The organism is Micromonospora sp. NPDC049662 (genome assembly GCF_040675055.1).
Taxonomy (GTDB): Bacteria; Actinomycetota; Actinomycetes; order Mycobacteriales; family Micromonosporaceae; genus Micromonospora.
In genome coordinates, this window is sequence record NZ_JBFAOC010000023.1 from 78512 (window position 1) to 104603 (window position 26092).

General features: G+C 71.3%; 29 protein-coding genes, 1 tRNA gene and 1 pseudogene. 13 read left to right on the forward strand and 18 right to left on the reverse strand.

Annotation, left to right across the window (positions count from 1 at the left end):
* Positions 1–501, reverse strand: a pseudogene (locus AB0J36_RS19010) (ATP-dependent helicase); the annotation flags it as partial.
* 155 nt (positions 502–656) lie between these two features.
* Between AB0J36_RS19010 and AB0J36_RS19015 the strand changes: the two are divergent.
* Positions 657–1532 (forward strand): PfkB family carbohydrate kinase, encoded by an 876-nt coding sequence (locus AB0J36_RS19015; protein WP_357393514.1) that lies wholly within the window; start codon positions 657–659, stop codon positions 1530–1532.
* 10 nt (positions 1533–1542) lie between these two features.
* Here the strand turns inward: AB0J36_RS19015 and AB0J36_RS19020 are convergent, their stop codons facing one another.
* The gene (locus tag AB0J36_RS19020) at positions 1543–2064 is read right to left on the reverse strand and encodes a DinB family protein (protein ID WP_357393516.1); all 522 of its coding nucleotides are present in this window, start codon (positions 2062–2064) and stop codon (positions 1543–1545) included.
* A gap of 82 nt (positions 2065–2146) precedes the next feature.
* Here AB0J36_RS19020 and AB0J36_RS19025 point away from each other — a divergent pair, with 82 nt between their 5' ends.
* The gene (locus tag AB0J36_RS19025) at positions 2147–2353 is read left to right on the forward strand and encodes a hypothetical protein (protein WP_355051431.1); all 207 of its coding nucleotides are present in this window, start codon (positions 2147–2149) and stop codon (positions 2351–2353) included.
* A gap of 7 nt (positions 2354–2360) precedes the next feature.
* On the opposite strand, the gene AB0J36_RS19030 is transcribed toward AB0J36_RS19025, so the two are convergent.
* Positions 2361–3503: a polysaccharide pyruvyl transferase family protein gene (locus AB0J36_RS19030; protein WP_357132596.1), complete on the reverse strand. Its 1143-nt coding sequence runs from the start codon at positions 3501–3503 to the stop codon at positions 2361–2363.
* 63 nt (positions 3504–3566) lie between these two features.
* On the reverse strand, positions 3567–4046 hold the full coding sequence (locus AB0J36_RS19035; RefSeq protein WP_357132593.1) for an N-acetyltransferase: 480 nt from the start codon (positions 4044–4046) through the stop codon (positions 3567–3569).
* Between the two features lie 120 nt (positions 4047–4166).
* Here AB0J36_RS19035 and AB0J36_RS19040 point away from each other — a divergent pair, with 120 nt between their 5' ends.
* On the forward strand, positions 4167–5102 hold the full coding sequence (locus AB0J36_RS19040; protein WP_357132590.1) for a phosphotransferase: 936 nt from the start codon (positions 4167–4169) through the stop codon (positions 5100–5102).
* Between the two features lie 11 nt (positions 5103–5113).
* Here the strand turns inward: AB0J36_RS19040 and AB0J36_RS19045 are convergent, their stop codons facing one another.
* From AB0J36_RS19045 to AB0J36_RS19060, 4 genes are all read right to left on the reverse strand, one after another.
* Positions 5114–5743 (reverse strand): HAD-IA family hydrolase, encoded by a 630-nt coding sequence (locus tag AB0J36_RS19045; RefSeq protein WP_357132587.1) that lies wholly within the window; start codon positions 5741–5743, stop codon positions 5114–5116.
* A 45-nt stretch (positions 5744–5788) separates the two neighbouring features.
* Positions 5789–6337, reverse strand: a complete 549-nt coding sequence (locus tag AB0J36_RS19050; protein ID WP_357132584.1) for a hypothetical protein — start codon at positions 6335–6337, stop codon at positions 5789–5791.
* 28 nt (positions 6338–6365) lie between these two features.
* The gene (locus AB0J36_RS19055; RefSeq protein WP_357132581.1) at positions 6366–6917 is read right to left on the reverse strand and encodes a DinB family protein; all 552 of its coding nucleotides are present in this window, start codon (positions 6915–6917) and stop codon (positions 6366–6368) included.
* Positions 6918–7016: 99 nt separating this feature from the next.
* Positions 7017–7241 (reverse strand): hypothetical protein, encoded by a 225-nt coding sequence (locus AB0J36_RS19060; protein ID WP_363660920.1) that lies wholly within the window; start codon positions 7239–7241, stop codon positions 7017–7019.
* A gap of 265 nt (positions 7242–7506) precedes the next feature.
* Between AB0J36_RS19060 and AB0J36_RS19065 the strand changes: the two genes are divergently transcribed.
* Entirely contained in the window at positions 7507–8379 is an 873-nt protein-coding gene (locus tag AB0J36_RS19065; RefSeq protein WP_357132575.1) for a class I SAM-dependent methyltransferase, read from the forward strand.
* Positions 8380–8392: 13 nt separating this feature from the next.
* On the opposite strand, the gene AB0J36_RS19070 is transcribed toward AB0J36_RS19065, so the two are convergent.
* Positions 8393–9232: an alpha/beta hydrolase gene (locus tag AB0J36_RS19070; protein ID WP_363660921.1), complete on the reverse strand. Its 840-nt coding sequence runs from the start codon at positions 9230–9232 to the stop codon at positions 8393–8395.
* A 106-nt stretch (positions 9233–9338) separates the two neighbouring features.
* Between AB0J36_RS19070 and AB0J36_RS19075 the strand changes: the two genes are divergently transcribed.
* The 7 genes from AB0J36_RS19075 (at position 9339) to AB0J36_RS19105 (ending at position 14537) form a co-directional block, all read left to right on the forward strand.
* The gene (locus tag AB0J36_RS19075) at positions 9339–10784 is read left to right on the forward strand and encodes an RICIN domain-containing protein (RefSeq protein WP_363660922.1); all 1446 of its coding nucleotides are present in this window, start codon (positions 9339–9341) and stop codon (positions 10782–10784) included.
* Between the two features lie 923 nt (positions 10785–11707).
* Positions 11708–12100 (forward strand): VOC family protein, encoded by a 393-nt coding sequence (locus tag AB0J36_RS19080; RefSeq protein WP_357173677.1) that lies wholly within the window; start codon positions 11708–11710, stop codon positions 12098–12100.
* A gap of 109 nt (positions 12101–12209) precedes the next feature.
* Positions 12210–12470, forward strand: coding sequence for a hypothetical protein (locus tag AB0J36_RS19085; RefSeq protein ID WP_363660923.1), 261 nt, complete (start codon positions 12210–12212; stop codon positions 12468–12470).
* A 149-nt stretch (positions 12471–12619) separates the two neighbouring features.
* Positions 12620–12832 (forward strand): hypothetical protein, encoded by a 213-nt coding sequence (locus tag AB0J36_RS19090; protein WP_357393526.1) that lies wholly within the window; start codon positions 12620–12622, stop codon positions 12830–12832.
* A gap of 168 nt (positions 12833–13000) precedes the next feature.
* Positions 13001–13396, forward strand: coding sequence for a hypothetical protein (locus tag AB0J36_RS19095; RefSeq protein WP_357173671.1), 396 nt, complete (start codon positions 13001–13003; stop codon positions 13394–13396).
* Positions 13397–13682: 286 nt separating this feature from the next.
* Positions 13683–14090: a hypothetical protein gene (locus AB0J36_RS19100; protein ID WP_357173668.1), complete on the forward strand. Its 408-nt coding sequence runs from the start codon at positions 13683–13685 to the stop codon at positions 14088–14090.
* A 108-nt stretch (positions 14091–14198) separates the two neighbouring features.
* Positions 14199–14537, forward strand: a complete 339-nt coding sequence (locus tag AB0J36_RS19105; RefSeq protein ID WP_363660924.1) for an immunity 53 family protein — start codon at positions 14199–14201, stop codon at positions 14535–14537.
* A gap of 113 nt (positions 14538–14650) precedes the next feature.
* Here AB0J36_RS19105 and AB0J36_RS19110 read toward each other — a convergent pair whose 3' ends face one another.
* The 7 genes from AB0J36_RS19110 to AB0J36_RS19140 all read right to left on the reverse strand — a co-directional run bounded on the left by AB0J36_RS19110 (position 14651) and on the right by AB0J36_RS19140 (position 21268).
* Complete coding sequence (locus AB0J36_RS19110; protein WP_363660925.1) at positions 14651–15412, reverse strand: hypothetical protein; 762 nt, start codon at positions 15410–15412, stop codon at positions 14651–14653.
* 152 nt (positions 15413–15564) lie between these two features.
* A tRNA-Val gene (locus AB0J36_RS19115) sits at positions 15565–15636 on the reverse strand.
* A 67-nt stretch (positions 15637–15703) separates the two neighbouring features.
* The gene (locus tag AB0J36_RS19120) at positions 15704–16168 is read right to left on the reverse strand and encodes a peroxiredoxin (protein WP_363660926.1); all 465 of its coding nucleotides are present in this window, start codon (positions 16166–16168) and stop codon (positions 15704–15706) included.
* An 86-nt stretch (positions 16169–16254) separates the two neighbouring features.
* Positions 16255–16692, reverse strand: a complete 438-nt coding sequence (locus tag AB0J36_RS19125) for a DUF3052 domain-containing protein (protein ID WP_132237238.1) — start codon at positions 16690–16692, stop codon at positions 16255–16257.
* A 112-nt stretch (positions 16693–16804) separates the two neighbouring features.
* On the reverse strand, positions 16805–19255 hold the full coding sequence (locus AB0J36_RS19130) for a thiamine pyrophosphate-dependent enzyme (protein ID WP_357393530.1): 2451 nt from the start codon (positions 19253–19255) through the stop codon (positions 16805–16807).
* Positions 19256–19306: 51 nt separating this feature from the next.
* The gene (locus tag AB0J36_RS19135; protein ID WP_357132744.1) at positions 19307–19711 is read right to left on the reverse strand and encodes a MarR family transcriptional regulator; all 405 of its coding nucleotides are present in this window, start codon (positions 19709–19711) and stop codon (positions 19307–19309) included.
* A 96-nt stretch (positions 19712–19807) separates the two neighbouring features.
* The gene (locus AB0J36_RS19140) at positions 19808–21268 is read right to left on the reverse strand and encodes an MFS transporter (protein WP_357393532.1); all 1461 of its coding nucleotides are present in this window, start codon (positions 21266–21268) and stop codon (positions 19808–19810) included.
* Between the two features lie 111 nt (positions 21269–21379).
* Between AB0J36_RS19140 and AB0J36_RS19145 the strand changes: the two genes are divergently transcribed.
* Positions 21380–22162 carry a helix-turn-helix domain-containing protein gene (locus AB0J36_RS19145; protein WP_357393534.1) on the forward strand — a complete coding sequence of 261 codons (783 nt, stop codon included), beginning with the start codon at positions 21380–21382 and terminating at the stop codon, positions 22160–22162.
* A gap of 51 nt (positions 22163–22213) precedes the next feature.
* On the opposite strand, the gene AB0J36_RS19150 is transcribed toward AB0J36_RS19145, so the two are convergent.
* Together AB0J36_RS19150 and AB0J36_RS19155 are read right to left on the reverse strand one after the other, a co-directional pair.
* Positions 22214–22618 (reverse strand): secondary thiamine-phosphate synthase enzyme YjbQ, encoded by a 405-nt coding sequence (locus AB0J36_RS19150; protein ID WP_355051416.1) that lies wholly within the window; start codon positions 22616–22618, stop codon positions 22214–22216.
* Between the two features lie 26 nt (positions 22619–22644).
* Positions 22645–23067 carry a hypothetical protein gene (locus tag AB0J36_RS19155; protein WP_357132527.1) on the reverse strand — a complete coding sequence of 141 codons (423 nt, stop codon included), beginning with the start codon at positions 23065–23067 and terminating at the stop codon, positions 22645–22647.
* 175 nt (positions 23068–23242) lie between these two features.
* Between AB0J36_RS19155 and aceE the strand changes: the two genes are divergently transcribed.
* Positions 23243–25981, forward strand: a complete 2739-nt coding sequence (gene aceE, locus AB0J36_RS19160) for a pyruvate dehydrogenase (acetyl-transferring), homodimeric type (RefSeq protein WP_357132524.1) — start codon at positions 23243–23245, stop codon at positions 25979–25981.
* Positions 25982–26092 lie beyond the last annotated feature (111 nt).

Here is a 26092-nt window from a genome sequence, read left to right on the forward strand (position 1 = left end):
AGCCGGGCCGGCATCAGCCAGGGCGGTCGTGTCGATTCGCGTGTCAACGGTCGGCAGGACGCGGCCCCGGGCCACCAGGTCGGCGGCGAAGTCGGCCAGCTCGCCGAGGTGCCGCAGGGTCGCCCCGCACACCACGGGGAGGTCGTCCAGGGCGGGGAGCAGGGGCAGGGCGTCGTCCGGGGCGTACACCAGGGTGGGCACCCGCCACGCGGCGAGGGCGAGCCGGCCGCGGGTCGGGGGTGCGACGGTGGTGCGGATCAGCTCGGGCGAGTCGGTCGGCGTGCCCGCCCGGGTGGGCAGGGTGAGCAGCGCGGTGGCCGGGCGGGCCGGCGCGGCGACGTCGGTGAGGGCCGCGACCAGATCGGCGTGCCCGGCGGCGAACGGGTGCGGGCGGTCCCGGGGAGGGCGGCCGGAGCACGCGACGGGTACCGGCGCGGCGCTGTCCTCGGCCCACACGGCGAGCCCGGAGCCGGGCAGCCACAGCCCGTGGATGACCAGCACGTACTCCCCCTTGTCGCCGCCCGCGCTCAGGATAGGCGGCCCCGCGCGGAAAGCTCGCGCCGATCTTGCGGTTTCTGTCGCCGACGTGGGTGGTAATGCCCCTTGTGCCGGGACAGAAAATGCAAGATCGCGGGGCCGAGGGCTAGCGTCGCGTCGTGGTCGATCTCCTGGTTCTGGGCGGGTTGGGGGTGGACGTGCGGGTTCGGGTGCCCGCGCTTCCGCTGCCGGCCGCCGACTCGCACACCGTCGAGCCGATCGAGCTGCGGATCGGCAACACCGGAGCCGGGGTGGCGTTGGCCGCTCGGGCGCTGGGGCTGCGGGTGCGGGTGGTCGACACCCTCGGCGCTGACCCGGCCGGCGACGTGGTGCGGGCGGCGCTGACCCGGGCCGGGGTGCCGGCGACGCTGGCCGAGGACCGGGGCGGCACCCGGCGATCGGTGAACCTGGTGGACCCGGGCGGAGCACGCACCTCCCTGTACGACCCGCGCCCGTGGCGGGGCGGAGGCCCGCCGTTCTCCCTGACTCAGGTGGCCGAGCTGGTGGCCGACGCCCGGCACGTCCACCTCTCGATCATGGACTGGCCGGTGCCGTTGCTGCCCGCAGTCCGGGCCGCGCTCGCGCCGGGTGTGTCGCTCTCCACCGACCTGCACGACTGGGACGGCGTCAACCCGTACCACCGGCCGTTCGCCGAGATCGCCGACCTGGTCCTGGTCAGCGGGGTACGGCTCGCCGACCGGGCCGGGACGCTCGCCGAGACGCTGACGCCCCGGACCGTGGTCGTGACCCGGGGCGCGGACGGCGCCGAGCTGTTCCCCGGCGACGGCACGCGGGTGCCGGTGCCCGCCGCCGCAGCGCCCGCGCCGGTGGTGGACAGCAACGGGGCGGGCGACGCCTTCGCCGCCGGGCTGATCGCCGGGCGGCTGCGGGGCGAGCCGCTGACGGAGGCGGCCCGGTACGCGGCACGGGTCGCCGCGGCGGCCTGCACCCACGACGGCATGGAATACCCGTCGGGCCGGCTACCTCCCCGATGAACGGCCGGGGTCAGAGGGCTCCGGTCGACCCGTCGGTCAGTTCGCGAAGGATGTCCGCGTGGCCGGCGTGCCGGGCGGTCTCCTCGATGAGGTGGACCAGGATCCAGCGCACCGACACCTCACCGAGCTGTGGGTGCGGCACCACGTGGTCGAGGTCGAAACGCGCGACGACCGTCCGGGACCGGTCACAGGCCCGCTCGTACGCCTCGACGAGCCCGTCGACCGTGTCCCGCTCGTCGAGGGTGAAGCTCGCTACCGCGTCCTGCTCCGAGCGGAGGTAGACGTCGCCGGGCTCGGGGGCCAGCAGCACCGGGAACCAGTTCCGCTCGACCAGGGTCAGGTGCTTGACCAGCCCGGCGAGCGTGGTCGCGGAGGGCACCAGCCGGCGGGCGGCCTCGTCGTCGGACAGACCGCGCACCTTGCGCACCACGATCGCGCGGTGGAAGTCGAGGAATGACTCCAGGACGGCGCGCTCGTCGCCGACGCGGGCGAGCACCGGGCCGAGCGTCGGATCGATGGTCTGCTCTGCCATCCGCCGACACTAACCACGCGGCCGGCTCCGCGCTGCCCCGCATCCCGCTGCGAGGTGGCCGCACGACGGGCAGGATGGGCGCATGGCCTCATCCGTGCAGATTCTTCTCGTCGGCGGCGCGGCGGACGGGCAGACCGTGACCGTCGAGCTGGACACCAACGGCCGCCCGCCGCTCACCCACCACCACCTCGGGTCCGGTGGGCTGGCCGAGGCGCAGATCTACGAGTTGGAATCCGCCCGCGAGGAGGCCCGCGAGTGGCGCTACCGCTGGACCGGCCCAGCGGTGTGAGCGTCGGTCAGGCCCGGGTGAGGGTCTGGCTGCGCAGCTGGTCCAGCACGCCACGGGTGACCTCGGAGGTGCCCCGGGCCTGCTCGCAGACCTCGGCGACCCGGCGGGCGGTGGCCTCGGCGCGCTGCTCGCGTTCGTCCCACAGACGGTCGACCTCGGCCAACAGCGGTCCCTCCACCTCCCGTTCCACCCCCCGCAGCGCCGGCACACCGAGCCGTTGGGCCAGGTCGAAGACCTTTCCGGCGTACGGCAGCGGCAGGAACGGCGTACCCACCATCGCCGCGAAGATCAGGAAGTGCAGGCGCATGCCGACGGCCAGGTCGAAGTGGCGCATCAGCCCGAGCACCTGCTCCGGCGAGTAGGTGCCGTGCAGGATCCGCCCCCGATCCGCGGCGACCATGTGCGACAGCACCCCGTGCGAGTGCCGGATGTCGTCGCGTTCCATCGGCACGAACAGCACGTACGCGTCGATGCGGTGCACCAGGAAGTCACCGATCTGGGCCAGCAGCCGGTGGTAGCCGTCGACGTCGAGGCGTTCGGCGGCCCGTCCCGGCTCCCGGACGCTGATCCCGACCAGCCTCTTGCCGACCGGCACCCCCTCCTCGCTGAGCAGGTGCGCGGGGAAGTCGGCCGGCTGCAACAGGAACGCCGGGTCGGCGGTGACCGTGATCGGGTTGAGCAGTCCGGCCTCCTCCAGGACCATCCGGGACTCCTGGTCCCGGACGGTCACCTGGGTGGCGCCGGCCAACGTCTCGCGGACCATGCCGGTGTCGACCGCGTCGCTGAGCGGTCCGACCCCCACCGCGTACGTGATCAGCGGTAGGCCGCGTTCCTGGGCGACCCGGACGACCCGCAGGTAGCGGCGGGCCTCCCGGTCGTAGAGAATCCCGCCGCCGCCCAGGATCAGCAGGTCGAGCTGGGCCAGCACCAACGCCGAGTCGGTACGGCTGACGCCCTCCCACGGCACCGCCTCGACGTCCGGGTGCGCGGCCCGGGTGTGCTCCGGGTGGCGGGAAAAGACGATGATCCGGGCGTTCGGCTCCTGCGTGCGCAGATCGGTGAGCAGGCCGGTGAGGATCGCCTCGTCGCCGAGGTTCCGGCCACCGTACGAGCCGAGCACACCGATGGTCAGTCCGGCGCCGTGCGTCATCCGTCGCTCCTCCCCAGGTGCGGTCCGCGCGGGTTTCCCGCTGGGCAGGTGAACAGTCCCGGTTCAGCTCGGTGGGTCGATCCGCTTCGCCATCTGCTGCGCGGTGACCTCGAAGCCCAGGCTCCGGTAGAGGCCGATCGCCACGGTGTTCGTGCCGAAGACGTTCAACCCCAGCTCGGGTACGCCCAGTTCGCCCAGTTCGACCTCGATGAGCTGGATCATCCGTCGTGCGTGTCCGCGTCCCCGGTGCGCCGGATGTACCTCGATGTTGTAGATCCAGGCCTGTCGGGTGTCGGCGTTCGCCGGCAGGTTGACCCAGATCCAGCCGACCTCGGTGTCGTCGACCCGCCCCACCCGCAACAGTGCCCGCTCGGTGGCCGCGCCCGCCGGCAGCAGCTCCCGGAGCTGCTCGTCCGACCGCTCCCGGGCCGCCTGCGGGGTCAGGCCGCGGTGCGCGACGAGATCCTCGGCGTACCCGACCTCCAGGGGTTCCCGCAGCCGGGCCAGTTCCTGCTCGGTCATCGGCGTCAGAGTCAACTCCACCGCGGCCTCCTTCTTCTCGATCAATCGCGGCGACAAGTCCATCATGTCCACTCCGGCCGCGCCTCGTTCCGGCGGCGGAATTGAGTTGTTCGTCGCGACCGGCGGGTGCACCGTGGCGGGATGGCACAGGTGGCGGCGAGGCGGATCGGCTGGGGTGATCTGCCGGCAACGGTACGGTCCGCGGTCGAGGAGATCATCGGCGATCGGGTGGTCGAGGCGGTCTCCCAGTCGGGTGGTTACTCGCCGGGCACCGCCGACCGGGTCCGTACCGCGACCGGCCGGCGGGCGTTCGTGAAGGCGGTCAACCCGGCGTTGAACCCGGACAGTCCGGTCATGCACCGCGCCGAAGCCCGCATCGCCGGCGCGCTCCCGGCGACCGCGCCGACGCCCCGCCTGCTGGGTTGCCACGACGACGGCGACTGGGTGGCGTTGGTCTTCTCCGACGTGGCCGGAGACCACCCGCACACCCCGTGGCGGGCCGACGAGCTGACCCGGGTCATGGACGCCCTGGAGGCGATGGCCGTCGCGCTCACCCCGAGCCCCGTCGCGCACGTGCCGACCGCCGCCGAGCTGCTGGCGGACGACTTCGCGGGCTGGCACCGGATCGCCGCCGACCCGCCGCCACGACTCGATCCGTGGGCTCGCGCCCACCTGGACGAGCTGCGCGCGGCCGCCGACGAGGGCGTCGCCGCGCTCGCCGGGGACACGCTCTGCCACGTCGACGTACGGGCCGACAACCTGCTGTTCGACGCCGCCGGCACGGTGACCGTGGTCGACTGGCCGTGGGCCTGCCGGGGGCCCGCCTGGCTGGACACGGCGCTGCTGCTGGTGAACGTCCGGCTGCACGGCGGGCACGACACCGAGGCGATGCTGCGCCGGCTGCCGCTCACCGCCGACGTCGACCCGGCCGCGATCACCGGCGTGTACGCCGGGCTGGCCGGCTTCCTGGCCGACCGCGCCCGCCGCCCGCCACCGCCCGGCATCCCCGCCCTACGGGCGTTCCAGCAGGCCCAGGCCGACGCCCTGCTGCCCTGGCTGGCAGCGCGCCTCGGCTGACGCCCGATCGGTCAGCTCCCGGTGGTCGCCGCCTCGATCTGGCGGGCCAACTGCCCCAGGTCGTCCAGGCGTACGTCGCCGTCGAGTCCCTTGAGCGCGGCGGTCACCGCGCCGGCCGCGCGCCCGGCCCGCAACCCGACCTCGGCGTCCTCGACGACCAGGCAGCGCGCCGGTGGCACGTCGAGCAGCGCGGCGGCGCGGAGGTAACCCTCCGGCGCCGGCTTGCCCTCGCGGACGTCCTGGACCGTCACCAACACCGGTGGCGCGATGCCGGCGGCACCGAGCCGGGCCTCGGCCAGCCGCACGTCGGCGCTGGTCACCACCGCCCAGGGCACCCCCGTCCGGGCCAACGTCGACAGCAGCTCATGGGCGCCCGGGGTGGCGGTCACGTCGGACAGGTCGTCGTACTGCAACGCCAACTGCCGTGCCGCCGCCACGGCAACCGCCGTGTCGTCGAGGGCGGGAAGGAGCCGACGGATCGTCTGGTCGGCGGGCCTGCCGTGCGCGATCGCGAGGGCCGCCGCCGGTTCGACGGCGTACTCGGAAGCCCACCGCTCCCAGGCCCGCTCGACGGCGGCGTCGGAGTCCACCAGCGTGCCGTCCATGTCGAAGAGCACCGCGCCGATGCCGGACAGATCCACCTGATCACCCCCCCCTGTTCCCGCCCGAGCATAGGGGGCACGCGGTCACCCCTCGCGGTCGACGGCGGGACGGGCGACGTCGACGAACGCGACGCGGCGGTCCGTGCGTACCTCGATGGCCGCGAGCCACCGCTCCCGGTGCCGGTCGCGCAGCGACACCGCCGCGTCGCCCGGCTCGTCGGCGAGCCGGCGCTGCTCGGCGTACTCCGTCGTCAGGCTGGCCACCACCGACCGGCCCGCCGCCGCGACGTCCGCCGGGCCCTGCAGCAACACCAGGTTGTACGCCTCGTCCACGGCGCGCATCGCCGCGTACGTCTCGTCGTAGCCGGGCGTGACCGCGTCCGCGCCCGGCTCGATCCACCGCCGGTCCAGCCGCCGGTACGCCGCGTCGCAGGCGCCGAGGAACCCGACGTACGCGTCGCGCCGCAGCTCCTCGCGCCGGAGCGCGGCCCGGTCGGCGCTCTCCTCGCGGGCGACGGTGAGCTGGTGGGCGAGCTGCCGGCGGGTGCTGCGGGCGGCGATCAGCCCGGTCAGGGCGGCGGCGGTCAACGTGGACAGTGACGTGATCAGCGCGACGGCGACGGTATCCTGCACGCGCCCATTCTGGCGGTACGCCTGGCGGTCAGCGGGGCGGGTCCTCGCCGGTGAGCCCGTCCACCGACTCGCGGATCAGATCGGCGTGCCCGGCGTGCCGCGCGTACTCCTCGATGAGGTCGACCAGGACCCGCCGCAGGCTGGGCACCTGGCCGTCGGGCCACTCGCCCCGGGCCAACTGCTCCGGGCCGCCGTCGGCCAGCAACTCGGCGACGGTGGCCCGGGACCGCGCCACGGCCCCCTGCCACAGCGTGTAGAGCTGTTCCGGGGTGTCCTCGGCGGCCGAGCGCCACTCCCAGCCCGGGTTGGCGTCCCAGTCGACGGTGTCCCACGGGGGTCCCGGTGAACGCCCGGCCAGCTTGAAGGAGAAGTAGAGGTCCTCGACCAGGGCCAGGTGCTTGAGCAGCCCGCCCAGAGTGATCGACGACGGGCCGAGCGTCGCCCGCAGGCCGGCCGCGTCGAGCCCACCGGTCTTCCAGGCCAGGGTGGCGCGCTGCCGGTCGAGGGAGCCGAGCAGGGTGGCGGTCTCGTCGCCCGCGATCGGCGGCTCGGGGTGACCGTGGTGGTCGCCGCTGGTCATGGGGACCGAGGCTAACGGCGGACGGGGTACGTGCGCCACCCGTGGGTATGTTCAGCTCAGCGCCGCGCCAGGTGGCGAGGGCGAGGACCGTTCCGCCGATTACCGCTTCCGGCGCCATTCGAGACGACCTCGATACAACATCGGCGCGCCTTCACCTCGCGCGACGCACAGCGCGTCGTCCTCAACCCACCAGAAGTCACCGACCTGGACAAAAATCGGAGCGTCCAACGTCAAGGCGAGGAGACAGCCGTCTGAGCTGCCGGGCAGCCCTTCCAGGTCGTCGATGAGTTGCAGTCGGCGCGCGGAGACGGGCTCGGTCAGCACGGGACAATTGTGCGCGCGGCGCACTGGGCGGCGGGAGGCCGAACCACCGTACGACCGGGAGTCAGCGTCGGTTGCGCTTGCGGAGGACGGCCCAAACTCCGCCCGCGACTGCGGCCGTGAACGGCAGCAGGCAACAAAGGCTGAGGACCGCAAGATGCCATGGTTTGATCGCGCCCATAGCCGCGAAGGCTATCGGGTGCGGTCAAATGGCTCCGCGCGGCGGCATGGCCTGTGCGCGAAGCCCACACGGACAGGAGCGCGAGCGATGTCGAAGACGCCGGCCGCGAGCCGTACGGCGGTTCTCGTCTGCCAGGGCCGCGCGGCGGCGGATGGCCTGGTCGCTCCCGGCCGGTTCGCCGACCCGACGGCCATGCGCCTGCTCCGCGCCGCCGAGCGGGAGGCCGTGGATTGGGTACGCGACGGTGCCGTGCCCCAGTCGTGGCGGCAACGGGTCGACTACGAGACGGTACGGGCCTGCGCCGACATGATCGTGCCGCGCACGGTGGCGATCGACGACGCCGTACGCGCCCACCACAGCGCGCAGGTGGTGATCCTCGGGGCCGGGCTCGACGGTCGGGCCTGGCGGATGCCGGAACTCGTGGGCAGGACGATCTTCGAGGTCGACCAGCCGAGCAGCCAACGCGACAAACGCGAACGCGCCGAGGTACTGGCCGGCACTCCCCCGACGTTCGTGACGGTGGACTTCGCCCGTGACCGGCTAGCCGAGGCGCTGGCCGTCGCCGGTCATCGCCCCGACGAGCCGACGACGTGGATCTGGGAGGGCGTCGTGCCGTACCTGACCACGACGGAGGTGTCTACGACGGTCGCCGCGCTCGCCGCCTGCTCGGCCCCGACGAGCCGCCTCGTTGTCAACTTTCAGCTACCCGGGACGACCCTGACGCTGGGTCGGCTCGTCGCACGGGTGCTGATGGCGTCCACCGGCCGGCGCAGCTTCTGGGCGACCGAGCCGTGGCGCTCGACCTGGACGCCGGCCGCCATGGCCGCGTTGCTCTCCCGGTACGGCTTCACGGTCACCGGCGACCACGACCTGCTCGAGACGGCGCGAGAGCTGTCCCTGCCGATCCGTCGGACCACGTCCCTGGCACACAGCCGGGTGATGGTCGCCGATCGCGCGTGACGCCCGTCCCGGGTCAATCCACCAGCCGAGCCACCAGCGCGGCGAGCGTGTCGGGGTGTTCGTCGGTGACGAGGTGACCGGCGGCGGGGACGATGTCGACGCCGGCCTGTAGCCGCTGTTCCGCCGCCGCGCGCAGCCGGTCCGGGGGCAGGAACACGTCGTGGTCGCCGCTCGCGAGCACGACCGGCGTCCTGCGCGTCGCCGCCGACAGGAACTCGTCGGTACTCACCGGACGGGCGTGTCGGGCGACGAGCGTCATCCACTCCACCAGCTCGGCGCGCGGCGTGCGGCCGGGCGCGGACAGCAGGCGCAGCAACCGGAGGCTCGACGCCGGCCGGGGCCGCGCGAGCCAGCCCAGGAACGCCAGCAGGACACCAGGGGTGACCCTGAGCCGGCACAGTCCACCCGGTGCCACCGCGACCGTGCCGCTGACCCGGGGGTGCTCGGCGGCGAGCGTCACCGCGCCACCGAACGAGTGCCCGAACGTCACGACCGGCCCGCTGGTGGCCTCCTCGACGACCTCGGCAAGCCACCTGCCGTACCAGGCGAGCCCGCCGTCGGCGACGTCCGCCGCGTCGGCGCTCAGGCCGGGCTGGCCCGGGATGTCGGCGGCCACCACCCGGTACTGCCGGGCCAGGGCCGTGAGCAGCGGCAGGTAGGCCGCCGTGCTGAAGCGGTCGCCGGCGACGAGGACGACCGTCACCAGGCCCGCGGCGGCGCTGAGGAGGTGCGTGTCGTGGCCGTGGGCCCGGATGATGCGTCGCTCGTGCGGGGTCGACCACCCGTTGAGCTGCTGCGCACACCACCGGCGGATGGTGTCCCTGCCCGCAGGGGTGCGGTAGATGGACGTCACCGCTGCATCCTGCACCACGCTACCGGTGATCGTTCTCGACCTGCACCAACGACAATCGATGTACATTGATGGACGGTCGCCGCCCGCCCACGGAAGGACGAACATAGTGAGACGCAACAGACTGGTTTCCTCCCTGGTGGCGGCGCTCACCCTGGTCGGAGCGGCGATCGTCGCGGTCACCACCCTGGCCGCCGCCCCGGCCCAGGCCGCGCCGGTCACGATCCCCAACGGCACGCAGTTCACCGACACCGCCGGCAACCTGCTGCACGCGCACGGTGGTGGGGTACTCAAGGTCGGCGACTACTACTACTGGTTCGGTGAGAACCGCAACGCCAACAACACGTTCCGGGCGGTCTCGGTCTACCGCTCCACCAACCTGCGCGACTGGGAGTTCCGCAACAACGTGCTGACCCAGTCGTCGGCGGCGGAACTGCAGTCGGCCAACATCGAGCGGCCGAAGGTCATCTACAACGCCAGCACCAACCGGTACGTGATGTGGATGCACAAGGAGAACGGCACCGACTACGGCGAGGCCAGGGCCGCCGTCGCCTCCTCGGCCACCGTGGACGGCACCTACACCTACCACGGCAGCTTCCGGCCGCTGGGCAACATGTCGCGGGACATCACGCTCTACAACGACGGCGGTACCGCCTACATGGCCTCGGCCGGCGACGAGAACCGCGACCTGCTCATCTACCGCCTCAGCGCCGACTACCTCAGTCCGGCCACGCTGGTCGGTAACTTCTGGAACGACGGCAACCGCGAGGCACCGGCCCTGTTCAAGCGCGGCAGCACCTACTTCCTGCTCACCTCGGGCCTCACCGGTTGGAGCCCGAACCAGGCCAGGTACGCCACGGCGTCCAGCATTTCCGGTCCGTGGACCGGCATGACCAACGTCGGGGACTCGACCACCTTCCGCTCCCAGTCGGCCTTCGTGCTCCCCATCCAGGGCACGTCGACGACGAGCTACCTCTACCTCGGCGACCGCTGGGCCGGGGCCTGGGGCGGGCCGGTCAACGACTCCCAGTACGTGTGGTTGCCGATCGCCTTCCCCACCGCCACGACCATGAGCCTGACCTGGTATCCCACCATCACCATCGACGCCGCCGCGGGCACCGTCACCGGAGAGGCGCCACTCTCCTACCGCATCACCAACCGAAACAGCGGCAAGGTGGTCGACGTGCTGGACCATGCCGTCACCGACAACGCCGAAGTCAGACAATGGTCCTGGAACGGGGGCGCGAACCAGAAGTGGGAGTTCCGCGACGCCGGTAGCGGCTACTTCCGGATCGTCAACCAGAACAGCGGCAAATGCCTCGACGTCGCCAACGCCTCCACCGCCAACAACGCCAACGTCGTCCAGTACACCTGTGGCGGGGGCGCCAACCAGCAGTGGCAGTGGGTCGCCAACGGCAGCTACTACCAGCTGCGCGCCCGACACAGCGGCAAGTGCCTGGACGTGGTGAGCAGCGGCACGGCAGACGGCACCGACATCACCCAGTACACCTGCGGAAGCGGCGCCAACCAGCAGTGGACCCGCACCCAGTCCTGACGCTGCTCTCGACACCGCTGGACGGACTTTGAGGAGGAGTTGGCGCTAGTGCCGCAGGCCACTCCGATTGAGAAGCCGCCAAGCCGCAGCGTTGACGACATGATGCGAGAGTTGCTTGAGCGCGCACGGGAGATGCAGCGATCGATAGTGGCGAGCGATCGCACCTTACCCGATCAGAGAGAGTCTTTTGCAGAGCGCAGTTATCAGGAAGCAGTACGACGAGCAATTGCGAGGCTTGGCTGGAGCTTCTTCCCCCTCCAGCAGGATCGGGGAATTGATGGCATCCTCGTCATTGACTCTCTAACGCTGAATGTAATTGTCACTCGACGTCTAGGACTCGCCGGTAACCATCGGATTACTGATAGTCGTAGAATCGGTGCCAAATACGAAGGAAGCTGCCGAACTTACTGCATCAACTGATTCTTTCACAATCGTCACCTGGCACGGGAACCCAGATGATGAAAGGATCCGTGAGGCGGTTGCCCGCCTACTGCCACAAACAACCGAGGAAGAGCAGGCGAACGCGGAGAACGCATAGATCGCTCATGGGCACGATTTGAGGCACAGCCCCTACAGGGACTCACCCCGGAGGACCACATCCAGCAGTCACGCCCACACAGCGACCGGCCCGAGCTTTCACAGAACCTAGACCAACTGTCAAGCATGTCGTGGGACGGATTCATCAAGCATGTGGTGGGACTAGACACGCCGGCAGTCGGCCTAACCTCCGTCGAGTGAGGTGCGACAGTCGTCCGCCAGGTGCTCTGGGTCAGCCGAGAGTGCGCGTCGCGGCTAGATCAGTGTGCTCGACCAACGTGTGCGCTAGGTTACGTCGTTCAATCTGTCGAGCGTGCCATCGTGCTGGTCGTCGTATCGGTACAGGCGCGCCTTGCAAGCGGCCGGCGCGAGCCACAGGAGGCGGCATGTCCGACGAGATCAGGCTCAGCGCGGTCACCCTGGACTGCCCGGACGCCGTCGCCTTGGCGGAGTTCTACGCCAGCATCACCGGTGGAACCCTGACACACGCCGGGGGCGGCTGGGCATGCGTGCTGAGCCCGACCGGGCGGATCAACTTCCAGACTGTGCCCGGATACACGCCACCCACCTGGCCCGACCCCACCTCGTCGATCATGATGCATCTCGACTTCATGGTCGTGGACCGAGACGCCGCCGAGGCCCGAGTGCTCGCTGCCGGAGCAACAAAGTACGACTTCCAGCCCAACAGCGAACAGTGTTATGTCTACGCCGACCCGGCGGGCCACCCGTTCTGCCTGACCACCTGGGAGGCCACGACCACACCAACGCAGCTCGGCTGATCGAGCCGCGCAGACGAAGGAATCCCGCTGTCAACCCTAGGCAAACAACGGGATCGAGGCTCGGCTGGCCGGTTGCGGTACTTCGCTGCCGTCAGACGGCTGCGCCGAGGTGAGCTGCACGGCCTGCGGTGCGCCTGCCTTCGTCGCGGACAGCGCCGACTACTGGGCGGAAGCCGAGCCGGGCGACTGTGCGTGCCCATGTGGCGGCGAAGTCTTCCACGTCGCCGTCGGCTTCGCCCGGTACGCCGACGGTGAGGTTCGCTGGATAAGTGTCGGACTGCATTGTGTCCAGGACGGCGCGATGGGCGTCTACGCCGACTGGAAGATCAACTATCGCCCCACTGATCATCTTCTTGATGGTGCCGTCTGACAATTCGCGGCAGGTTGCGGACCCCGCATGCCAGCCCGGACGCACCGCCAGCGTCGACGGTAGCGTCCGAGCGTGCGATATCTCAGCCGGTCGTCGACCTGTTCGGCCAACAGCTCGGACTCTGGCGCGCGCCCGGTAGCTTCGATGGCATGACGAGTCTGGTGGTGTCTCTCGGAGCGCTCGTCGTATTGCTGGTGGCGGCGTTCGTCTATGTGGGTTGGCGCGATCGGAAGCGCCTCTCGTCGCCTGACGACTCGGCCGCGGGGCGCGATGCGAGAGCAGCCCAGGAGCGGCACGCGGCCGAGCGACATGGCGCACAGGGCGACGTGTGGCGGCGGGGCCAGAACTCCAGCAGCACGTGAGTAGGACCTGCTCGGGCTACGGGCGGGTGGGACGGCATCACCTGGACCTGGAATTTCGTCCAAGCGGCGTGGGCCGAGCCGATCGTCGACGATCTCCGGCGAGGAATCCCACCCCCGGGTCACCCGGGTGAAGCCCTTCACGGCTAGCGCTGGTGCACCAACTCGGGAATGATCAACGTCATGTCGGAACAGGATCTGGCCGGAGTTTGGCGTCGCATCATCCAAGGGGATGGCAAATCCTGGGTCGTGTTCGCCCACGGCACGTGCGTCGTACTACCCACTCCCGGACCCAGCGCCGACCTCGCCGCTCAGGCCATCGAGATCCTGCGCGAGTACGGCCCTGTTCACGTCGGCTCATCTGCCGGAGACTTCAGCACCATCACTCTCGATCCCGGTCCCGGATGGGTGGTCTACGGCCACCACAACGACGTGCTGACCTACGTGGGGCCCGACGAAGTCCAGGACAGCAGCGACCTGGCCGTTGGTCTCTATGGACGCCACAAGCGCGACCAGGACGGCCATGAGCTCGACGTCGTACACGTCGAGGACAAGCGGCCCCGATAGCTGGCTGACGTCGCTCGACTAGGCACTACAGGTTGCCCTTCGACGGCTGGAGACGGCATGTTCTTGTCCGCGCCGGCGCCGCACCTAAGACGCCCAGGTGGCATGGCCACACGGTTAGGAATTCTCGGCGCCGCAAGGAAGAGCAGCCTCGCTACCTGCCGTCACCGCTGGCCAGGCACTCGTCACCGACCGCGAGATCGGGCACGCAACGGGCACGGTGGAATGTCACCCGCGCCCGCCTGGCCGGTACCCCCCGTTCGGATGGGACGCAGGTAATCTTCGCCGGGTGGTTCAGGTGCATTGGCGACCACTCCTCCCGGCAACGGCCGACGATCTTCTGGACGGGGTGGAGTTTGGCGACGGTTGCCTCAGAGAGTTGACCTTCAGGTCAAGCTGTGGGGAAGGCGCTCAGCAGTCTGCGGTCGCACTTCTGGACGTCCGGCGGGTCGGTCAGACTCGATGGGTACAGCTCCACATCGAGTTCTCGCGCCTTGCCCGTTGGAAGGTCGTGGACCTCGGCACCTTCTCCTGGGTGCTCGACGACAAACCCCAGCTCGTTCAGGACGAAGCCGGACTCCTCCACCTCGACTTGGACAACCCCGGCGAGGAGCGCACAGTCGATGAGATGGCAGAGCGCTCCCACCTCTACCTCGCCGCTCGTCAGATCCGGTGGGCAATCACCGACACAGGATGATCCTCGGCTCGCGCGTGGAGCGACTCGTCATCCCGACGCTGCGCTACATCGCCCGCGAGACCTACCCTTGCCTGACGCTGACGACCACAGCGAGATCAGGACTACGGGATGCATGATCACGACGAGCTAGCGCCCGGGGTCTGGTCCTGGCTCCAGGCCTGGTACGCGACTCAGTGCGATGGCGAGTGGGAACACGAGTACGGCATTCGGATCGAGACGCTCGACAACCCCGGGTGGTCGGTCCGCATCGACCTGGGCGATACGGCACTGTCGGGAATGGCCTACGAGCGGCAGGAACTCCGTAGAGGCGAGCACGATTGGGTGCTGACCCGGGTCGCGGAAGACCAGTTCAGGGCAGCGTGTGGGCCACTCAACCTCGGCGAGGCGCTACACCTGTTTCGGCAGTGGGTCGAGACTACGACCCGCGTGGCCCGGCCGCAGGCCTGACAGGAATAGGAACGTCCACTTCGCCGGTAGCCCGGTGTCGGGGGCTCAGGACGTGCGTGACAGATCGGTATCAGAACCTGCATGACGCTCGTGCTGGTCCGCGGGTAGGCAAATCAGTAGCTGTCGGCGCTGATCTCGTGCACCGCTCCGTCTGGTCCCAAGCGGTACCTCCGAGGCGGTCCCATAGCCTGTAGTGCCCCCGCGTATGCGGCCTCACGGGCTGCCTGGTCCTCGTCGGACGGGTCGGTCACGCGAAAGCCGTGCAGATGAACGGCGTCAGCGTCGATGTCGTCGGGGGAACGATGGCCCTCGATGATGAAACCGAACAGCGCGCGTAACGCTTCCTCGCCGAGGTCGAGGGGATGGAACGGCAGCGGGTAGGGGTCCTGGTTGTGCCAGCCTGGTACGGGCTCGACGGGATGTTCGCCGGCCCAGTACGGCAACTCGAAGTCGTAGGGCTTGCCGATGTCCTCCTGGATGCCACTATCGGGCGACAGGCTCAGCGATCGGATCAGCACGCCGTCCTCCCACACCGCGAAGCCGAGCCAGTCCACGACCGAGTGCATCCCGTGGACGATGATTCGACGGCCTGCTCCAGTTCGGCGCAGGTGCTCCGGTAGCTCAGACGGGCGATCGAGCATGAGCCGCCGGTCGCAGTACAACTCTGCCCCGGCCACGACCGTCGCGTACATGAAGTCATCTGGCGGGTAGGTGCCCTCGAGCAAGGTGTTGTCATCAGCGGGTTCGACCACGTAGCCGGGGTGGACTTGACGTACCAACGCCTCGGTCTCGGCTCGCTCCGACCGCGTCGCGCCGCGCAGCGCCGGACGGATGTCGCCGTCGGCGAACGCCAGAAGGGCTGTCTTCGCGCCCACGTCGCTTCCTCCAGTTCTGCGGCAGGCCACCTTTCGCACGCCACCTGGCGGACATGATCATCTAGCCAAAGGGGTCACCGACGTCCTGGAGACCGATCTGCAACCAAGGTCGCCGGGCCGTGATCCGGGCGGTTTTGGCTGTTGGTGATGGGTGGGCGCGGCAGGTTTCGAACCTGCGACCCCTCGCTTGTAAGGCGAGTGCTCTCCCGCTGAGCTACGCGCCCCGGAACGCCCCGTGTGCGGCGGGCCGGTGGCTGGCAAGCCTACCTGTTCGCCGCCGGCCCGACCGCATCAGGCCGTCAGGTCGGCGATGGCTTTGCGCCAGCCCTGCTGGTCGCGGGCCTCGCCGGGGCCGTTCATCTCGGCGAAGCGGACCACGCCGGCCTTGTCGATGACGAAGGTGCCCCGGTTGGCGATGCCGGCCACGTCGTTGAAGACCCCGTACGCCGCAGCGACGCCACCGTGCGGCCAGAAGTCGGCCAGCAGCGGGAACTGGTAGCCCTCCCGGTCGGCCCAGATCTTGTGGCTGTAGACCGAGTCGACGCTGACCGTCAGCACCTGGACGTCGTCGTTGGCGTACTCGTCGAGGTTGTCCCGCACCTCGGCCAGCTCGCCCTGGCAGGTGCCGGTGAACGCGAGCGGGTAGAAGACCAGCAGCACGGCGCGCTTGCCGCGGAAGTCCGAGAGCCGGATCTGCTGGTTGTTCTGGTCCTTGAGCACGAAGTCCGGCGCCTCGGCGCCAACCTCGATCAGCATGCGAACTCCTCGGGTCGACTCGGGGGACGAGGTCAGCCCAGCGCGCCCGACGGCGGACCGCCGGGGCGCGAGGGGACGAGGGTGGGTTACTTCTTGCCCTTGGCCCCTCGGCGCAGCACCAGGCGGGCGCCGCTCCAGTCCCGGCCGGCGTTGACGGTCGAGGTCTGCTGGAGGCCGGCGGTGGGCGCGGACTCCGCGACCTCGCTCGGCTCGACGTGCCCCTCGCGCCCCGCCTTCGGGGTGAGAAGCCACACGACCCCGTTGTCGGCCAGCGGCCCGAGGGCGTCGACGAGCAGCTCGAAGAGGTCACCGTCGCCGTCGCGGTACCACACGAGCACCGCGTCGACCACCTCGTCGGTGTCCTCGTCGACCAGATCTCCACAGCGGTCGGTCAGGGCGTCGCGGAGATCCTGGTCGACGTCGTCGTCGTACCCCATCTCCATGACGACCATCCCCGGTTCGATGCCGAACCGGTCCGCCAGGCTGCGTACCCCGTCGGCGGCCTGACCAGCGGTCGCGCTCACTGTCGCGTGCCTCCTCATCTCGTCCCTGCTCGCGGCGTCGGACCGACGCCGTCAGGCAAAGTCCACACAGTTGTGCGTCTGCGCGCAAGTGGCGCACCGGGTGGAACGGAATTTACCGTGCCAGCAGCGTACGGGCACCGTCGGTAATGGCTTCCGGGGAGACCAGAACATGACGTGCCGCCGGACCTAATGGTACAAACGAGTCAACTCCGGCCACCCGCCGCGCTGCGCCCACATATCCGCCGTCAACCAGCGCGGCGATGACGCCCTCGCCAACCCCGCCTGACCGGCGTGTCTCGTCCACCACCAGCACCCGGCCGGTCGCCGAGGACTCCCGGATGATGTCGGCCACGGGCAGGGGCGCCAGCCAGCGCAGGTCCACCACGCGGGTGCCGACGCCCTCCTCGGCCAGCACGGCCGCGGCCCGCAGCGACATCCGCACGCCGTTACCGAAGGTGATGATGGTCAGGTCGTCGGCCGAGCCGACCCGGTAGACCCGGGCCCGGCCGATCGGCACGTGCCCGGCCACCCACGAGCCCGGCTCGGGATAGCCGGCGAGCCACTCACCGTCGCCATCGGCGTACAGGTCGCGGGTGTGGTAGAGCGCGATCGGCTCCAGGAACACGCAGACGCTGCCGTCCACCGCCGCGCTCGCCAGACAGGTCCGCAGCATGGGCGCGGCGTCGTCCGGCCGCGCCGGCACCGCCACCACCAGACCGGGAACATCCCGGAGTACGGCCACCGAGTTGTCGTTGTGGAAGTGCCCGCCGAACCCCTCCTGGTACGCCAACCCGGCCACCCGCACCACCATCGGGTTGCGGAACGCGCCCCGCGAGAAGAACTGCATGGTGGCGGCCTCGCCACGGAGCTGGTCCTCGGCGTTGTGCAGGTACGCCAGGTACTGGATCTCCGGCACCGGCAGCATCCCGGCCAGCCCGGCGCCGAGTCCCAGGCCCAGCACCGACGTCTCGTCCAGCAGGGTGTCGAAGACGCGGGCCGCCCCGAACCGGTCGCGCAGGCCCTTCGTCACGCCGTACACCCCGCCCTTGGCGGCCACGTCCTCGCCGAAGACGGCCATCTGGGGATGGTCGAGCAGCCCGTCGGCGAGCGCGGCGTTGATGCTCTGCGCCAGGGTCATCGGGCCGACCAGCTCGGGCGGCTTGCCGCCGAACGCCTCCTCCCGGGCCGCCGCGCCCGGCCCGCTGGCCCGGGCCGCCGCGTCGGCCACGGCCCGCGCGACCCGCACCGGGCGGCGGGGCGCCAACGCCGACACCACGTCGGCCGCGGAGGCCAGCTTGGGCTCGCCCAGCACCTCCTCGGCGAGCCGGCGTACCTGCCAGCCCGTCTCGTCGTACCGGGCCAGCAGCTCGTCGGCGGTCGCCACGCCGGCGTCGACGAGCAGCCGCGCGGTGGCGACCACCGGGTCCCGGTCCAGGTCCTCGGCCAGCTCGGCCGGGCTGCGGTACGCCGACTCCGCGTCGGCCCCGGCGTGCCCCATCAGCCGGACGGTGCTCAGGTGCAGCACGGCGGGCCGCCGGTACCGCCGCACCCAGGCCGCCGCCTCCCGCGCCACCGTGTACGTGCGCACCGGGTCGGCGCCGTCGGCGCTGAAGTAGCGGATGCCCGGCTTCGCGCGCAGCGTCGCCTCCACCCAGCCCTCCGGCGAGCGGACGCTGATCCCCAGCCCGTTGTCCTCGCAGACGAAGAGCACCGGGATGCGCAGGCCGGCGTGGTCGTACCAGCCGGCGGTGTTGAAGGCGGCGGTGGCGCTGGCGTGGTTGACCGACGCGTCGCCGAACGAGCAGACCACGATGGCGTCCGGCGGCCACGGGACGTGCGCCGCACCGGCGCCGCTGCCGACCCGTACCCCTGTCCCGGTACGCCGCCCGGCGGTGTCCAGCCGGCGCAGCCGCTCCACGGCCAGTCCCATCCCGACCGCGCGGGGCAGGTGCGAGGCGATGGTGGAGGTGGTCGGCACGACGGCCAGGTCGGCCCGGCCGAACACCTTGTGCCGGCCACCGGCGATCGGCTCCTCGCTGGAGGCGACCATGCCCCGCAGCACGTCCCGGGCCGCCTCCGCGTACCCCACGAACCCACCCGTGGGGGTCGCGGACCCGGCCACCTCGGCGTCGGAGGCCGGCTCCGGGGCCTCGGCGGCGGGCTCCGGATCGTCCACGGCGGGCATCGGGGTGTCGGCGGCGGACGCCGGAGCGGCGGCGGCGACCTGGGCCGCCCGCAGGCAGTAGAACGCCCCGGAGCGGTAGTGCAGCAGCGCCGGATCGGTGGGGCGCAGCGCGGCGGCGACCGCCGCGTTGCCCTCGTGCCCGGACGAGCCGATGGTGTAGAAGCCCTCCCCGAAGCTGCGCAGCCAGCGCCCGGCCAGGTCAAGCTGCCGGCTGGCCACCTGCGCGTCGAACAGGTCGAGCAGTTGGGCACCGGTCAGCGGGGCGTCGTCGGTGACCGGATCGGCGAGGTCACGCCGTTGCGGTGCGGCGGGCAGCGCCGCCAGCGTCTCGCGGAACCGGTCGTCGAGATCTTGCGGGGTGGTCACGTCCGACAGCATTACCGACGCGGGCCACCGTCGCCCAGTGGGACACGGCCAGCACGGCTCGACTCACTGCGGGTCGCACGGCTCCGGACAACCGCCGTCGGACACCTTCCACACCAGGTCACGCAGGGTGGACAGCTCTTCGTCGCGCAGGCCGGCGAGGAGTCGGGAGTCGGACATCACCTCGGCCACCCGGTCCCGTACGACGCGACCGTCCCCGGTCACCACGAGCGTCTTCTGCCGGCGGTCGGCCGGATCGGTCCGACGCTCGACCAGGCCGGCCTGCTCCAGCTTGTCGACCAACGCGGTCACGTTCGACCGGTCACAGCTCAGCCGGTCGGCGAGGTCACGTGCCGGCAGGGGACGGTCCGGGTCCAGCTCGTGCAACGCCCGCGCCGCCGCCGGGGTGAGCCCCAACTCGGCGAAGGCCGTGCCCTGCCGATGCCGCAGGGACGCCGTCAGGTGCGCCATCCGACGCACCACGTCGGCGGCCAACCCGGCGCGGTCCACCTGCCCGTCCGCTGGCGTCACGGTGACATCGTACGCACCGGGTCCGCCCCGGCCGGCTCAGCGTTCGAGGTCGCTGACCGCAGCCGGCGCGGCGACGGACGATGACCCCGGATCGGTCGCGGCGCACGACGGTCCCGTGGGCTGGCGCAGGGCGCGGGCGCACCGCCCGGCAGCCACCGGGGCGGTCGCCAGCAGGACGGCCGTCACCAGGGCGGCGGCAGGTGTGTCGGGCCGTGCCAGGTGCAGGCCACCGATGACGGCCACGCCGAGCACCGCAGCCAGCAGGGTGCCGGTGGAGATCAACGCGGAGAACGCGGTCGCCGCGCCGGTCGGCAGGGCGGTGGCGAGCCGGTCGACCAGCGGGGTGAACCCGGCGGCGTGTGCGGCGCCGCCCACGAGCAGCAACAGGCTTCCGGGCAGCCAGGGCCAACCATGCCGGGTCAGCATCGCGACCAGCAGCACGACGGCCGCCAGCAGCGGCGGGCCGAGCAGCGGCAGCGCGTCGCGCAGTCGCGCGGGCAGGCGGGACACCGCGAGGCCGCAGAGCGCGAACCCGGCGGCGTAGGGCAGGAAGGCCAACCCGGCGGCGAGGGCGGTGAATCCGAGCCCCTCCTGCAACCGCAGGGTGAGGGTGAACAGGAAGCCGGCGTAGCAGCCCATCACCAGGCACGCGGCGAGCAGCCCGGCCGGCACGCCGGCACGGGTCAGCACCGCCACGTCCAACAGTGGGGTGCCACCGCCCCGGATCACGCGGTTCTCGTGGCGCAGGAACACGCCGACGCCGATCACGCCCGCCGCCACCCCCGCCGGCGTCGACCAGTCCGGCCAACCGAGGTCCCGACCGAGCACCGCCGGCGTCACCAGGGCCAGCATCGCGCCGGCCAGCAACAGCACCCCCGGCAGGTCGAGCGCCGCCGGCCGGACGGCCGCCGTCGGCACGGCTGCCAGCGCCCGCCGACCGGCCACCAGCAGCACCGCGCCGACCGGCACGTTGACCAGGAACGCGGTACGCCAGGCCAGCCCGCCGGCATCCAGGGTGACGAGCAGGCCGCCGGCCACCTGCCCGGCCGCGACCCCGAGCGCCAGGATCAGCGAGTACGCCCCGATCGCCCGACCTCGGGCAGCGCCCAGGTACGTGGCCTGGATGAGGGCGAGGACCTGCGGCACCATGAGCGCCGCCATGGCGCCCTGCACGACGCGCGCGCCGACCAGCATCACCGGACCCGGCGCGAGGCCGCAGGCCAGCGACGCCACGGTGAACCCGGTGAGGCCGAGCAGGAAGACCCGGGCCGGCCCGTGCCGGGAGCCGAGCCGGGCGCCGGTGACGACCAGCACGGCGAAGGCCAGGGTGTATCCGGCCAACACCAGCTGGGCCAGTGCCGGCGGCCCAGCCAGGTCGAGCCGGATCGTCGGGGCGGCGACCGCCGCGATCGAGGTGTCCATCGAGGCCATCGCCTGCCCGGTGAGCAGGACGACGAGCGGGGCGCGGCGTCCCTGAGTGGTCGTGGTGGAAGACATGCCGGCCACCCTGCCGACCTGGGCGGGCGGCTGTCTTGACGATCCTTGCGGCCGCCGGATCCGACGTACGACGTCGGGTGTCGTGTCGGCGGGTGGGCCTAGCCTGACGGCATGCGCAGCAGCCACCCCCTCGTGCGCCAGCCCGACTTCGTGGTCCACGCGGTGCGCTGCCGGGACGACCACACCGGCTGGTCGCGCCCGGAGCCCGCCACGGCGCACGGCATCGTGTTGGCCCGCCGGGGCGGCTTCCGGCGGCGCGGTCGGGGCGGGGAGGAGTTCGTCGACCCGACCGTGGGCTACCTGACGGTGCCGGGCGAGGAGGAACGGTTCGCCCACCCGGCCGGCGGCGACGACTGCACCTCCGTGCATCTCTCGCCCCGGCTGTGGCGGGAACTGCTCGCCGGCCGGTCCGCCATGTCGGTGCTGCACCTGGACGCCCGCATCGACCTGGCACACCGGCGACTGCTGCGGGCGGCGCGCCTCGGCGACGCGGGCTTCGCCGCCGCCGAGCGCCTGGTTCGACTGGTCGGCACCGCCACCGGTCCGGCGGTCGACGCGCCGCCCCGGGACCGGGCGATGGTGGAGGCGGCCCGCTCGGCGCTGCACGACGGTGGGCCGCACACCGACGGCCTCGTCCCGCTGGCCCGCTCGCTCGGCGTGTCGCCGTACCGGCTGAGCCGGGTCTTCCAGGCGCTGGTCGGTGTGCCGCTGACCCGCTACCGCAACCGGCTGCGGGTGGGGCGTGCGCTCGACCGGCTGACCGAAGGGGTGCCGAGCCTCGCCGTACTGGCGGTCGAGCTGGGCTTCGCCGACCAGGCACACCTGACCCGGACGCTGCACGCCCACCTGGGCCACCCGCCAGGGCAGCTACGTCGAATGCTGGCTGAGGTCTGATCCCAGCGGGCCGGACGACGACCGGGCGCGATCTCGGGGGCGGGCCGGGCGTCAGGCGGGCAGGAACGAGAAGCGGACCTGGCGGGTGGGGTTGTCGCCGTTGGTGTCGACGAGGCAGATCGACTGCCAGGTGCCCAGGGCCAGCCGGCCGTCGAGTACCGGCAGCGTGGCGTACGGCGGGACGAACGCCGGCAGGACGTGGTCCCGTCCGTGGCCCGCCGAGCCGTGCCGGTGTCGCCAGCGGTTGTCGGTGGGCAGCAGCGCGTCGATCGCGGTGAGCAGGTCGTCGTCGGAGCCCGACCCGGTCTCGATGATCGCCAGGCCGGCGGTGGCGTGCGGCACGAAGACGTGCAGCAGACCGTCCCCCTCGCCGGAGACGAAGCTCTGGGCCTCGGCGGTGATGTCCCGGACGGCCGGCCGGGACCCGGTCTGGACGGTGATCACGTCACTGCGCATACATCGCATTCTGCCGCAGTCGACGATCAGGAACCGCCGCCACCGCCACCGGAGTCACCACCACCGCCGGAGAAGCCACCGCCGGAGTCCCCGCCGCCGAAGAAGCCGCCGCCGGAGTCGCCGCCGAAGAAGCCGCCACCGCCGGAGTCGCCGCCCCCGCCGCCGTCGGACCGGTCCCCGCCGCCCGAGTCGCCGTAGTACATCAGGGGCACGCTGGTGTCGGCGTGCCGTCGGCGCGGACCGGGCACCCGACGGGGCCCCCGTCGGGGCGCCGACGCGCGCAGACCGGCGCGGAGCTGGACCGCGCCGAGCGCCATCGCCACGACGCCGAGAATCGTGATCGGCAGCACGGCAGTCTCCCCGGCCCGGAGCGCCGGCACGGAGAACAGCGCCCCGAGCGCGCCGACCAGGACGATCACGCCGCCGCTCATCACCCGCCGCCCGTTCATATTCGGGACCGTAGCGAGCCGGGGCAAGCGGGCGGGCCCGGCCGCCGTAGCGCTAAGTTACCGGCGAGTACCTGTGTTCAGCATCGCGTCCGGGGGACCTAGACGTGACGACGGGTGCCACCAGGGGGCAGGATGGCGCTAGAGACCTATCCCACACACAACCGAGGGAACGCCTGTGGCTACGGAACGCAAGCGCCCGGTGATCAGCGACGGCCTACCGAGCCAGCTTCCGGACATCGACCCTGAAGAGACCAGCGAATGGGTCGAGTCGCTTGACGGTGTCATCGACGAGCGGGGAGCCAAACGCGCCCGCTACGTCATGCTGCGCCTGCTGGAGCGGGCCCGTGAGCGCCAGGTCGGGGTTCCGCCCCTGACCACCACCGACTACATCAACACCATCCCGTCCGAGCGCGAGCCGTGGTTCCCGGGAGACGAGCACGTCGAGCGGCGCATCCGGGCGTACGTGCGGTGGAACGCCGCGATGCTCGTACACCGGGCGCAGCGCCCGGAGATCGGCGTCGGCGGACACATCTCCACCTTCGCCAGCTCGGCGTCGCTCTACGAGGTGGGCTTCAACCACTTCTTCCGGGGCAAGAACCACCCGGGCGGCGGCGACCAGATCTTCTACCAGGGCCACGCCTCGCCCGGCATGTACGCGCGGGCGTTCCTGGAGGGGCGGCTCAACGAGCACGAACTCGACGGGTTCCGCCAGGAGCTGTCGCACCCGGGCGGCGGTCTCCCGTCGTACCCGCACCCGCGGCTCATGCCGGACTTCTGGGAGTTCCCCACCGTCTCGATGGGTCTCGGCGGCCTGAACGCGATCTACCAGGCGCGGTTCAACCGGTACCTCCAGCACCGCGGCATCAAGGACACCTCGCAGCAGCACGTGTGGGCGTTCCTCGGCGACGGCGAGATGGACGAGCCGGAGACGCTGGGCGCGATCGGTGTGGCCGCCCGCGAGGAGCTGGACAACCTCACCTTCGTGATCAACTGCAACCTGCAGCGGCTGGACGGCCCGGTCCGGGGCAACGGCAAGGTCATGCAGGAGCTGGAGGCGTTCTTCCGGGGCGCCGGCTGGAACGTCATCAAGGTGGTCTGGGGCCGCGAGTGGGACCCGCTGCTCGCCGCGGACACCGACGGCGCGCTGGTCAACCTCATGAACACCACGACCGACGGCGACTACCAGACCTACAAGGCGGAGTCCGGCGCGTACGTGCGGGAGCACTTCTTCGGCCGTGACCCGCGTACCCGCAAGATGGTCGATCCGCTGAGCGACGACGAGATCTGGAACCTCAAGCGGGGTGGGCACGACTACCGCAAGCTCTACGCGGCCTACAAGGCGGCCACCGAGCACACCGGTCAGCCGACGGTCATCCTGGCCAAGACGATCAAGGGCTGGACGCTCGGCTCGCACTTCGAGGGCCGCAACGCGACCCACCAGATGAAGAAGCTGACGCTGGAGGACCTGAAGACCTTCCGCGACCGGCTCTACCTGGACATCCCGGACAAGGCGCTGGAGGACAACCCCTACCTGCCGCCGTACTACCACCCGGGCGAGAAGTCCGAGGAGCTGGCGTACCTGCAGGAGCGTCGGGAGCAGCTCGGCGGCTACCTGCCGTCGCGACGGACCAGCACCAAGCGGCTGACCATCCCCGGTCCGGAGCGGTTCGCCGACGTCAAGCGCGGCTCGGGCAAGCAGAAGGTGGCCACCACGATGGCCTTCGTCCGCCTGCTCAAGGACATCATGAAGGACAAGGAGTTCGGCAAGCGCTGGGTGCCGATCATCCCGGACGAGGCACGCACCTTCGGTCTCGACTCGATCTTCCCGACCGCGAAGATCTACTCCCCGCACGGTCAGCGGTACACCTCCGTCGACCGGGAGCTGTTCCTGTCGTACAAGGAGTCGACGACCGGGCAGATCCTGCACGAGGGCATCAACGAGGCCGGCTCGGTCGCCTCGTTCACCGCCGCGGGCTCGGCGTACGCCACCCACGACGAGCCGATGATCCCGATGTACATCTTCTACTCGATGTTCGGGTTCCAGCGGACCGCCGACGGGCTGTGGGCCGCGGCCGACCAGATGGCGCGGGGCTTCCTGCTCGGCGCGACCGCCGGGCGCACCACGCTCAACGGTGAGGGCCTGCAGCACGAGGACGGGCACTCGATGCTGATCGCCGCCACCAACCCGGCGGTGGTCGCGTACGACCCGGCGTTCTCCTTCGAGATCGCGCACATCATGGAAGCCGGCCTGCACCGGATGTACGGGGACGCGCAGGAGAACGTCTTCTACTACCTGACGGTCTACAACGAGCCGATCCTGCAGCCGGCCGAGCCGGCGGGCGTGGACGTCGAGGGACTGCTCAAGGGCATCTACCGCTACTCGCCGGCGCCGCAGGTCGACGGCCCGAAGGCCAACGTCCTCGCCTCCGGCACGGGCATGCAGTGGGCGCTCAAGGCCCAGCAGCTGCTCGCCCAGGACTGGGGCGTGGCCGCCGACGTCTGGTCGGTGACCTCCTGGACCGAGCTGCGCCGCGACGCGGTGGAGACCGAGGAGTACAACCTGCTCAACCCGGGCGCCGAGGCCAAGGTGCCGTACATCGCGCAGAAGCTGGCCGACGCGGACGGGCCGAAGGTCGCGGTCAGCGACTGGATGCGTGCCGTACCGGACCTGATCGCCCGCTGGGTACCCGGCGACTACACGTCGCTCGGCACCGACGGCTTCGGGATGTCGGACACCCGGCACGCGCTGCGCCGGCACTTCCACGTCGACGCCGAGTCGATTGTGGTCGCCACGCTGCGGCAGCTCGCCCGCAGCGGCGCGGTCGAGGCCACCGTGCCGGCCGAGGCCGCCAAGAAGTACGCGATCGACGACGTCAACGCCGCCCCGGTCGGCGAGACCGGCGGCGACAGCTAGAACCGCACGACCGTAGAAGGGGGCGGGGGGGGGGGGCGGGGCCCGGGGGGGGGGGGCCCCCCCCCCCCCCCCGCCCCCCCCCCCCCCCCCCCCCCCCCCCCCCCCCCGCGG

Coding starts and splice junctions, on each gene's coding strand:
- AB0J36_RS19020 (WP_357393516.1), bottom strand. CDS start 2,064: ATGGCAGAGCAGACCATCGATCCGACGCTCGGCCCGGTGCTCGCCCGC.
- AB0J36_RS19025 (WP_355051431.1), top strand. CDS start 2,147: ATGGCCTCATCCGTGCAGATTCTTCTCGTCGGCGGCGCGGCGGACGGG.
- AB0J36_RS19030 (WP_357132596.1), bottom strand. CDS start 3,503: ATGACGCACGGCGCCGGACTGACCATCGGTGTGCTCGGCTCGTACGGT.
- AB0J36_RS19040 (WP_357132590.1), top strand. CDS start 4,167: ATGGCACAGGTGGCGGCGAGGCGGATCGGCTGGGGTGATCTGCCGGCA.
- AB0J36_RS19055 (WP_357132581.1), bottom strand. CDS start 6,917: ATGACCAGCGGCGACCACCACGGTCACCCCGAGCCGCCGATCGCGGGC.
- AB0J36_RS19065 (WP_357132575.1), top strand. CDS start 7,507: ATGTCGAAGACGCCGGCCGCGAGCCGTACGGCGGTTCTCGTCTGCCAG.
- AB0J36_RS19080 (WP_357173677.1), top strand. CDS start 11,708: ATGTCCGACGAGATCAGGCTCAGCGCGGTCACCCTGGACTGCCCGGAC.
- AB0J36_RS19090 (WP_357393526.1), top strand. CDS start 12,620: ATGACGAGTCTGGTGGTGTCTCTCGGAGCGCTCGTCGTATTGCTGGTG.
- AB0J36_RS19095 (WP_357173671.1), top strand. CDS start 13,001: ATGATCAACGTCATGTCGGAACAGGATCTGGCCGGAGTTTGGCGTCGC.
- AB0J36_RS19105 (WP_363660924.1), top strand. CDS start 14,199: ATGCATGATCACGACGAGCTAGCGCCCGGGGTCTGGTCCTGGCTCCAG.
- AB0J36_RS19120 (WP_363660926.1), bottom strand. CDS start 16,168: ATGCTGATCGAGGTTGGCGCCGAGGCGCCGGACTTCGTGCTCAAGGAC.
- AB0J36_RS19130 (WP_357393530.1), bottom strand. CDS start 19,255: ATGCTGTCGGACGTGACCACCCCGCAAGATCTCGACGACCGGTTCCGC.
- AB0J36_RS19135 (WP_357132744.1), bottom strand. CDS start 19,711: ATGGCGCACCTGACGGCGTCCCTGCGGCATCGGCAGGGCACGGCCTTC.
- AB0J36_RS19140 (WP_357393532.1), bottom strand. CDS start 21,268: ATGTCTTCCACCACGACCACTCAGGGACGCCGCGCCCCGCTCGTCGTC.
- AB0J36_RS19145 (WP_357393534.1), top strand. CDS start 21,380: ATGCGCAGCAGCCACCCCCTCGTGCGCCAGCCCGACTTCGTGGTCCAC.
- AB0J36_RS19150 (WP_355051416.1), bottom strand. CDS start 22,618: ATGCGCAGTGACGTGATCACCGTCCAGACCGGGTCCCGGCCGGCCGTC.
- AB0J36_RS19155 (WP_357132527.1), bottom strand. CDS start 23,067: ATGAACGGGCGGCGGGTGATGAGCGGCGGCGTGATCGTCCTGGTCGGC.